This window comes from Deltaproteobacteria bacterium, assembly GCA_016875225.1.
Classification (GTDB): domain Bacteria; phylum Myxococcota_A; class UBA9160; order SZUA-336; family SZUA-336; genus VGRW01.
Window position 1 is genome coordinate 79,032 of sequence record VGRW01000006.1, and the last position, 9,394, is coordinate 88,425.

At 70.1% G+C, this 9,394-nt stretch carries 7 protein-coding genes; 4 read left to right on the forward strand and 3 right to left on the reverse strand.

From position 1 onward, the window contains the following. Positions 1–5: 5 nt before the first annotated feature. Both FJ108_03245 and FJ108_03250 read right to left on the reverse strand, forming a co-directional pair. A complete protein-coding gene (locus tag FJ108_03245; protein MBM4334914.1) occupies positions 6–1,523 on the reverse strand; it encodes a hypothetical protein in 1,518 nt (505 codons plus the stop codon). A 7-nt stretch (positions 1,524–1,530) separates the two neighbouring features. Beyond that, positions 1,531–2,769 (reverse strand): hypothetical protein, encoded by a 1,239-nt coding sequence (locus FJ108_03250; GenBank protein ID MBM4334915.1) that lies wholly within the window; start codon positions 2,767–2,769, stop codon positions 1,531–1,533. 154 nt (positions 2,770–2,923) lie between these two features. Here FJ108_03250 and FJ108_03255 point away from each other — a divergent pair, with 154 nt between their 5' ends. Next, positions 2,924–5,893: a hypothetical protein gene (locus FJ108_03255; GenBank protein ID MBM4334916.1), complete on the forward strand. Its 2,970-nt coding sequence runs from the start codon at positions 2,924–2,926 to the stop codon at positions 5,891–5,893. 16 nt (positions 5,894–5,909) lie between these two features. Next, a complete protein-coding gene (locus FJ108_03260) occupies positions 5,910–6,884 on the forward strand; it encodes an alpha/beta hydrolase (protein MBM4334917.1) in 975 nt (324 codons plus the stop codon). An 18-nt stretch (positions 6,885–6,902) separates the two neighbouring features. On the opposite strand, the gene FJ108_03265 is transcribed toward FJ108_03260, so the two are convergent. Then, complete coding sequence (locus FJ108_03265) at positions 6,903–8,369, reverse strand: aspartate aminotransferase family protein (GenBank protein ID MBM4334918.1); 1,467 nt, start codon at positions 8,367–8,369, stop codon at positions 6,903–6,905. Positions 8,370–8,472: 103 nt separating this feature from the next. On the opposite strand from FJ108_03265, the gene FJ108_03270 reads away from it, so the two are divergent. After that, positions 8,473–9,021, forward strand: coding sequence for a hypothetical protein (locus tag FJ108_03270; GenBank protein ID MBM4334919.1), 549 nt, complete (start codon positions 8,473–8,475; stop codon positions 9,019–9,021). 69 nt (positions 9,022–9,090) lie between these two features. Then, positions 9,091–9,294, forward strand: coding sequence for a hypothetical protein (locus tag FJ108_03275; protein MBM4334920.1), 204 nt, complete (start codon positions 9,091–9,093; stop codon positions 9,292–9,294). Positions 9,295–9,394: the final 100 nt, after the last annotated feature.

The following is a 9,394-nucleotide window of genomic DNA, read 5'->3' on the forward strand; positions in this document are numbered from 1 at the left end:
GGCGCTCAGGCCGGCTGCGCGAGAATCTCGAGCATCTCCGAGCGGGACGGGCCGACCACGAGCGGCGGGCGCTCGTGTCGGCGTGCGTGCGCGGCCAGCGCGGCGGCGGTGATCTCGGGTCGGCCCGTCAGATCCTCGGGCGCGTCGAGCATGTGCGCGACGCGCATCAGCGCGCGCATCACGTCGAGGTTCTCGCGCGTCGCCGGCATCAGGCCGTCGCGGACCACGCTCCGCGCGAAGCGGGCGGGGTCGACCGAGCCGTCGGCCTGCTCGAAGCGGAACGGATCCTCGCCGCGGCGCATGGCCTCGTTCACCGCCACCGCGTCGCGGTCCTGCGCCATCTGCGCGCGAAGCCACGGGGCGCCCTCGCGCTCGACCGCGGCGTCGAGCGCGAGCGCGAGCGCGCGGAGATCGTCCGGGTGCTTCGACATCGCGTCCGCCAGCGCGTACGAGGTGATCCAGGCCAGCGTACAGCCGCGTCCGGTGATCGGATTGGCGTGGACCAGCGAGTCGCCGATCGCCACGATCCCGAGCGCGAGCGGCTCGGAGTTCTCGACCATGTGGCGACGCACGTCGTTCAGGTTGGCCATGCCGTTGACCTCGGAGATCGGCGTCGAGACCTCCGGCTTCACCCACTCGATCAGCATGGGGATCGCATGGGTCGCGGCGTCGAAGCCGGGTCCGCGCAGCACCGCGCGCATCGGGTCGTCGTCGGGCGCCGCCGCGAGCGTGATCGAGAACGTGCCCGAGTCGCCCGGGAAGATCCCGAACTTGATGTAGCCGAGGTCGCCGCCGATCACGCCGTCCTGGTTCGGGCGCGGAACGCCGGGAAAAAGCCGGTAGAAGCGGGAGCTGTAGAAGATCCCGCAGGGCTGCTTCTCCTCGCGCGGGCGAGGCGCGCCGATCGCCTCGAGCCAGTCGGCGAGCTTCGTGCGCCGGCCGCTCGCGTCGACGACGAGATCGGCCGCGACGGTCTCGACCGCGCCGCTCCGTGTGCGCAGCTGCACTCCGGTCACCCGGGGGCGGGCGCCGCGCTCGCCCGAGGTGACCAGTCCCGTCACCTCGGCGCCGTCGCGGAACTCGACCAGGCCGGTCGCCAGCGCGTGCCGGCGCAGCGCCCACTCGAGCGTCACGCGCCGGCAGGCCAGGAGCACCACGTCGTCGTCGCCCGGCTCGAAGCTCGGGTCCTCGAAGTAGCGCCGCGCCTGCGCGCGAAACGTGATCTCCTCTGCGCCCAGCGATAGCAGCCGCGCGAGAAGCGCCGGCTCGCGCTCGCGGATCAGCTTCAACATGCGGCCGAGGAACGCGTGCGAGTGGCGCACCTGCGGCGAGCCGCGCCGGTCCCACGCGTCGAACGCCTGGTCCGGCGTCTCGGGGAGCGGCGTCGGATCCTTCTCGAGAATCGTCACGCGCTGGCCGCTTCGCGCCAGCGCGAGCGCCCCGATCAGGCCTGCGACCGAGCCCCCGACGAACACGACCTGCTTGCGATCTCGACTCACGGCGCCAGCTCCTCGATTCGCGATCTCGCGCTCACGAGCGCGCCCGCTCGGGGTGCCCCGACCAGGTCCACGCCCATTTGCGCCGCGAGATGCCGAGCATCATGCCACCGAGCGCGGGCGGATGCAGAAACACGGTCTGCAGACCTTCCGCGTCGCGCTCGCCCGCGCCCGGAACCGCGGTGAACCCCGCGCCGCGGGCTCGCGCGCGCTCCTCGATCGCAGGCAGCTCCCCGCTCTCGGCAAAGGCCATGTAGAGAGATGGGCCACGCTTGGCGAAGAAGCGGCCCATCGTCTGGGTGGCGACGTGCGGGTGCACGATCTCGAAGCGGTGGAGGCGGTCGGGGTGGAAGAGCGTGAGAGTGCCGCGGTAGCCGTAGTGCGGAGATTCGATCGGGACGAAGCTTTCCGCGTCGAGCCCGAAGACGTCGGCGCAGCGGGCCGTCGCGCTCGGCGCGTCGGCGACCAGATACGTGACTTCGTACAGTCCGTCGACCGCGCCGACCGCGGGCCGCCGCTCGCTCCGCGAGAGAACCAGCCGCAGCCCCGCAAGACCCGCGACGGGAGCGACGAAGGCTTGCCCCGCCTCGACGACGACCGTCGCGTCTAGCGAGCGCAGCCGCGCCAGCAGCGCATCGAGATCCGCCGACGACGCGCCCGCCGCGAAGAGGTGCGCGCCATTGGCCCGTACCGCCTGCGCCACCGCACCCTCACCGTCGGGCTCGAGCAGCTCGATCGCGCCGTCGCCGAGCCGGAGCCGGGTGCGCCGGGCGGCGAGCGCCGAGATTCGATCTTCCCCATCCGGCTCCGCTCCGAGGATCGCGATCCACCCCGCGGCGGCCGCCTTCCGATCCGGCACCGCCATCTGCACCCGGTCGATTCGGTCGAGCATGCCTTTCGTGTACCACAACGCGCGGTTGCGCGGGCTGGCTGCCCGTCCGCGTGCGCTCGCCGCGCGCGGCGCGCCGAGGAACGACGCGGCGTCGTGGTATTCTGCTCTGGAGCGCAGTCGCCCCCGTCTCTGGTCGGTGTCGACCCCGGAGTTCCGTCGCGTGCGATTCCTTGCTGCCGCAGTCATGGCGTGCTCGCTGCTGGTCTGTGCCGATCTGGCGCGGGCCGCGTCTCGGACGTCGACCGGCGACGGCGCTTGGTGCGCAGCCGAGACCTGGGATCCGCCCGGAACGCCGGGCTCCAGCGATCGGATCACGATCGCGCAGGGCCACCACGTCACGCTCGAGGGCGGGTGCGCGCAGGCAGCGGCCGACCTGACCATCGAGAGCGGAGCGCTCTCCAGCGTCGGCGGTCAGGTCCTCACGGTCGGTGATCCGATCGCGAGCTACGCGATCCGGAACGAGGGCACGATCGAGCTCTCCGGCGGGGACCGGCTCGAGATCGATTGCGACGCGGTCGACACCACGAACTGCGAGGTGGCGAATGTCGCGGGCGGTCTCTTTCGCGCTCGTGGTGTGCGGCTGGGAAGCGGCGTAGTCACCGCAGTCACGGGCGAGAACTGCCCCGCCAACTCCGACTTCCTGCCCGAAGCTCCGTTCCAGGCCGCGGACTGCACCGACGTCTCGATCGATGTCGATGGGCTCGGCGGGATCGAGGACGGCGACGCGCGTTTCGTCGGCCGCTACATCCGCTTCGGCTGGCCGTCGGCGCACCGCGGCACCTGGTACAGGATCGTCGGCGCGTCGGCCCCGAGTCGCCTCGTGCTCGACTACAACTCCGAGGGCCAGCAGGCGGCGAGAGGGATCGGCCCGTCGAGCCCGACCGCGACCGCGACGGTGGCGCAGGGCTCGACGACGGTGATCTGGCCGAGCGGGCTCGAAGGTGCCGACGCCCGCGCCAGTCTAGGGGCGTGGTTCGTCTGCGACGCGGACTGCCCGGCCGTGAGCAACGACTCGCCATTCGCGGGCGCCTCGTCCGAGCGGCTGCCGTGCTCCTCCGCACGGCGCATCGCCGACGTGCCGGTCAACGAGGGGCGGTTCTCGCTCGTCTCGGGCTACCCGAGCGCGAGCTGCTCGAACGGCGCCGCGGCGCGAATCATCGGCTCATCAGCCTCGACCGGGCGCTCCGCCGTCGAATACGTGGAGCGCTTCGCGGCTGGAGATCCATTCGTCGTTTGGAACCCAGTGACGCTCACGGTGCCCGAGGCGAACAAGCAGTTCGCGCCGGTGCAAAGCAAGACCGGTGCCGGACTGCGGTTCGAAGATGACTCCGTCGTCGATCTGGAAGGCGTGCGGATCTCGTTCTGGGGCCGGGGCGATGCGGCGTTCGGACTGGACTACGACCCGATCGAGTCGCGGTTCACGGGCGCGAATACGACCGGAGCACTCTACCTGCGGCAGGTCGAGATCTCGCACTTCGGCGGCGGCGAGGCGGTGAAGTACAAGAACATCAAGAACGGCCTTGGCGCAAACGAGGACGTGACCGCTCGCGATCCGCTGCCGACCGATCTGGGCGCGGATCCGTCGCGCGGACACGGTCTGTGGATCAACCGTTACGAGTACCCCGGCGGTGACGGGATCGTCGCGATCGTCGGTTGGCGCGGCACTCGCCTGGGCGACGACTGCATCGTCGTGAACGGCGATTCGACCAGCGCCCCGAACCGGTACCAGTTCGCGCGGATCACGCTCGACCATCCGACCTGCACGTTCGCCTCGACGCTCGGGCAGCAGCCGTCGGCGCAGTGTCTGGACTTCCAGGACACGGATCTGATGCTCCGCGACGGTGTCGACATCCTGGCGCCGCTCTGCTCGAACTTTCACAACGGCGGCCTGATGTGGGTCGCGAACCAGACCGGCGCCACCGCATCGGGGCGCTGGCTGGTCTCGGATGGCGTTTTCCAGAACCTTCAGGATTCGTGCGTCGGCGCGCCGACGAACGCCGATTACAACGCATTCCGTGTGCTGGTAGTGAATTCGCTCTGCCGCAGTGTTCCCGCCTTCTCCGCCCAGCCCGGGGCGAGCTCGGACGGGATCGTGGGCGCCGACGTGTTCTCATCCTACGTGGCCGATGGTTTGCGCGGAATCGCCGAGGCGGACGTGGTCAGGGGCGCGTTCATCCGACTCGGCCGCGCCAACGGAGCGACCGGACTCTACACCGGCTCGTCGAGACCCTGGTTCTTCACTTCGTCCGACCAGAGCTACGAAGACGTCGCGGTGACGAGGACGGACTGCCCGCCGGATCTCAGCTGCGGCTGGGCGCGCGGCTTCGACGTGGGGACTCACGACTCACTGACTTCGGACCTGTCACTCTTGCACGGCACGTTCGCGGGCCTCGCCTCGAGCCCCGGCGGCGTGGCCTGGCAGACCTCGGACAATCCGACGGCGCTCGCGGTCGTTCGGGATTCGGTCGTCTGGGACATTCGCGACCTGTTCATCGTGCAGGGAACCAGCGGCAATTTGACCGAGTCACACAATCTCTTCGTCGACACACCCAATTTCTGCACCTCGAGCGGAGGCTCCTGCCCGCCGCAGTCCGCCACGACGCTCTCTACTGGCGTCATCGCGGTCCGCTCGTCCGAAACCGACGACCTGACGCCGCTTCCGGGCACGACACCGTTCAGCATGGAAACCAGCGATTCGACTCCGGCCGGTGCGCGCGTCGCCGGCCCGGCGAGCTGGTCGCGGCTCGAGCGCGTGTATCCCCCGCTGCGCGACCTCGGCCGCCCGGGCGTCCGGATTCCCGGATACGCCGTCGATTCGGACTTCGACGGGCTCTTCGACCTCCACGACGATTGTCCCTATGTGCCGCTCCAGTCGCTGCTCGAGCCGGGAGTCCCGGGCGAATGTGCGGCGCTCGCGGCGGGCTGCGGTCCGGGTCTCGAGGGAGTGCCGACCGCGTGCGGGCAGGGCGAGTGCGCGTCAACCGGAGTGTGCGCGAACGGCAGGGACACCTGCCTGCCCGGCCTGCCGAGCGCGGAGCTGTGCGACGGTCTCGACAACGACTGCAACGGCGCCGTCGACGACAGCGACTCGGATGGCGATGGCGTCGGCGACTGCGCCGACAACTGCGTCCTCGTCGCCAACCCGCTCGTGGCGGAGGACTTCCTCGCGACCAACCCATGGGCGACGCTCACCGGCGGCCAGCGCGACGACGACCGCGACGGCTATGGAAACGTCTGCGACGCGGACTTCACGCCGACGGGGACGTTGATCGGCACGGGCGACCTGACGCAGTTCCGCGCGAGCAACGGCAAGAGCCGCGCCAGCGACCTGTGCGGCACGACCGGCGTGCAGCCCTGCGCCCGCTACGACCTCGACGAGCGAGGCTCGCTGATCAACTCGGCGGACCTCGCGGTGTTCCGGAGCCTGAGCGGGAAGGCCGCGGGCCCGAAGTGTCCGGATTGCCCGCTCGCCTGCAGCGCGGGAAGCGACGGGAGCTGCGACTAGCGGTCGAGGGCAGCACATGGTTCGCATGCTTCGTCTGTTCGGAGCAGCCGGGTTGCACACGCTCCACGCCCGGCTGCGGCACGGCCCGAGAAGAGCGTCGTGGTCGTTCGGCTTCGAGTGGACGGTCCGCTACCTGCGCGCGGACTGGGACGATTCGGCGGACTGGTCGCCGGCTCGCCTGCGCGCGGACATGGACCGGCGGCCGTACCCGAGCGTCTTCGCGAGGCGATCGCGGCAAGAGCCGATCTCGCTCGGCGGCGTTCCGGCGCTGCGCGTCGTGCCGCCGGGGGCGCGCGCGGGGGCGGCGATTCTCTACTTCCACGGAGGGTCCTACGCGTACGGGTCGGCGCGGACGACACACGCGGAGCTGCTCGCGCGGCTCGCGGTCGCGAGCGGCGTCGAGGTCGTCGGCGTGGACTACCGACTCGCGCCCGAGCACCGCTACCCGGCACAGCTCGAGGACGCGTGCGCCGCGTTCGATGCGCTCGTGGGCGCGGGCACGCCGCCGGGCGCGATCGTGGTCGCAGGCGACTCGGCGGGCGGGAATCTCGCGATCGCGCTGCAGCTCGCGCTTCGCGATCTGGGCCGGCCTCAGGCGGCTGGCGCGGCGCTCGTCTCGCCGTGGGTCGACCTGACCCTGCCCGGCGCGTCCTACACCGAGAACGATCGCTTCGACTTCGGCACGCGAGGGGTGCTCGCGCGGCAGGCGGCGGACTTCGCGGGGGAAATCCCGCTCGACGATCCGCGCGTCTCGCCAACGTACGCGGAGCTTGCGGGACTCTCGCCGACCCTGATCACGGTCGGCGAGCTTGAGATTCCGCGCGACGACATCCTGCTCTTTGCGGCGCGACTCGAGCGGGCCGGCGTCGAGGTCGCGCTGCACGTCGCGAAGGACATGCCACACAACGCGCCGGTCTTCGCCGCGCTCCACCCGGAGGGCCTCGCGGCGCTGGAGGCCGTGGCGCGCTTCGCGCGCGAGCGACTGGCCTGAGCGAGGCGCCCGCGTCGCTCAGCTTCCCGTGGCGCTCTCTTCCTCCGGCTGCCGGTAGAGCGTGTTCAGGTAGCCGACGAGGAGCTTCTCGCGGATCGGAACCGGAAGCGCGTTCAGCACCTCGTTCACGTCCGCCATCCGCTCGGGAAGCGCGTTGCCCGCCGCGCCGCTCATCGCGAGCAGGCCGCGAATCGTGTCGTCGCCGATCGAGGCCGGATCGACGTTCGCGAACGCGGCGCTGATCTTCGCGGCGAGCTCGCCGCTTACGAGCGAGCGCGCCTTCTCCACGCACTCGCGCAGGTCGGCGAGCATCGCGTCCACCCAGCGCACGTTCGAGGGCATGATCGAGAGGTGGATGTTCTCGCGCGAGCTCGCGAAGCCGAGCTGCGGCTGGATGTACCAGCCGCGGAGCTTCATCTCGTCGATCACGTGGAAGACGCTGACCGTGTCCGAGGCGAACGCGACCAGGTTCATCTCGGGCCGGCCGAGCAGGCGAAGGTCGGGCATCGCCTCGATCGCGTCCGCGATGCGACGCGTCGCATCGAGCACCTGGCGCGCGATCTCCAGGTAGCCCTCGTCTCCGAAGTGGTTCAGCACCGCCCAGGCCGCCGCCAGCGGGCCGATCGACTTCGTGCTCTGCACGGTGGGGTTGATCACGGTGTAGCCGGTCCAGTTCGCACACGCGTACATCTGGTACTTCCGCAGCTCGGCGCTGCGATAGAGGATCACCGACGCGCCCTTCGCAGCGAACGCGTACTTGTGGAAGTCCATCGAGACGCTCGTCACGCCGGGCACGCTGAAATCGAAGTCGGGCACGGACGCGCCGAGCCGCCGGAAATAGGGCAGCAGGAAGCCGCCCATGCAGCCGTCGACGTGGAAGAGCAGGTCGCGCTCCAGGGCGATCTGGCCGAGCTCGCGGATCGGATCGACCACGCCGTGGGCGTAGGAGACGGCCGATCCGACCATGAGGATCGTGTTCTCGTCGATGGCCTCGCGCATGGCGAGCGGGTCGGCGCGGAAGCTCTTCGCGTCGACGGGCACGGTTCGCACGCCGACGTCCAGGTAGTGGCAGGCCTTGTGGAACGCCGCGTGCGCGGTGGTCGGCAGCAGCACGTGTGGCGAGGTCGCCTTCGGCCGGTTCGCCCGCGCGAAGTCCCGCGCGGCCTTCACCGCGCAGATGATCGACTCCGTGCCGCCGCTGGTGAAGTTGCCGACCACGTTCGCGTCGCCGCGCAGGTGGGCGGCCGCCATCGCGACGAGCTCGTTCTCGAGCCGCATCCCGCTCGGGAAGGCCGTCGGGTCGAGCGCGTTCTCGGTCAGGTACATCGTGTACGCGCGCTTGATCACCGCCTCGGCCTCCGCGCCGGGGTCGTACACGTACGCCCAGACCCGGCCGTCGCGCCAGTTCACGTCGTCCTTGCGGAACGTCTCGAGGCGGCGGAACAGCTCCTCGGTCTCGAGGCCGCGCTTCGGAATCGTGGTCATCGCTGCTCCTCCTGGCCCCGGTCGCGAGGCACCGAGCCGCAGTCTCGCACACACCGCGAGAAGCTCGACAGCGGATCGCGATCCCGCTACGGGATCACTCGACGTGGATGCCACCGGCAGCAATGTCGCCCGGATCGAGCTCGCGCTCCGCGAGGTCAACCAGCTCTTCCACACGCTCGACCCGTCTCCGTTCCGCGAGCGCTCGCTCGACGAGGCGGCCGAGGCGTTCATCGTCAGCTGGGCGCGCGATCTGCCGCACAAGGCGGAGCTCGAGCTGCTGGTCCACGTGCGCGGGCCGCTTCCAGATGAGGAGCTCTCGGCGCAGGTCGCGGCAGCGGTGCAGAGTCACTTTCTCTACCGCGCCGAGGTCAAGCAGCGCGAGTTCCGCCAGCTGATGTCGCGCGGGCGCACCAGCCTGATGATCGGCCTCGGCTTCATGACCGTGTGCGTGCTGGTCGGAAACGCGCTGGCCGAGGTGGGAAGCTCCGCGCTGTTCCAGCTCGGCCGCGAGAGCCTGCTGATCGGCGGCTGGGTCGCCATGTGGCGCCCGATCGAGATCTTCCTCTACGACTGGTGGGGCGTTCGGCGGCAGCAGCGTGACTTCGAGCGCCTCGCGCGAATGCCGGTGCGGATCAAGGCGAAGCCCGGCTGATCGCGGGCTCTGCGACCTCGTTGACAGACGCGCCGAGCGTGACGAGCCATGGGAACAAGGAGGTTTTACATGCGTTCGATCGTTGCTCTCGGTGTTCTGTCTCTGTTCGTGCTGCCCGCGCTTCCGGCTCGGGCCAATTGGGATGTGAAAGCGAAGCTGACCTGCTACGAGTCCTTCGAAGGCAAGCTCGCGAAGCTCAAGGGAACGGAAACGGATCTGATCGCGGCCTGTCTGGACGTGGAGCCCGGGTCCTGCGGCATAGAGTGTGTATGAGCGAGGGTGAAAGGAGAGCGGCGTACACTCCTGGTTGATGAAAACCAGAACGCTCGTCGAACGTCGACGGGCGCAGGAGGACGCCGCTCGTGATCAGCAT

What these genes read in the sequence shown, in the direction of transcription:
- FJ108_03250 (MBM4334915.1), bottom strand. Translation starts at nt 2,769, where the DNA reads ATGGTCAGGTCGGCCGCTGCCTGCGCGCACCCGCCCTCGAGCGTGACG.
- FJ108_03260 (MBM4334917.1), top strand. Translation starts at nt 5,910, where the DNA reads ATGGTTCGCATGCTTCGTCTGTTCGGAGCAGCCGGGTTGCACACGCTC.
- FJ108_03265 (MBM4334918.1), bottom strand. Translation starts at nt 8,369, where the DNA reads ATGACCACGATTCCGAAGCGCGGCCTCGAGACCGAGGAGCTGTTCCGC.
- FJ108_03275 (MBM4334920.1), top strand. Translation starts at nt 9,091, where the DNA reads ATGCGTTCGATCGTTGCTCTCGGTGTTCTGTCTCTGTTCGTGCTGCCC.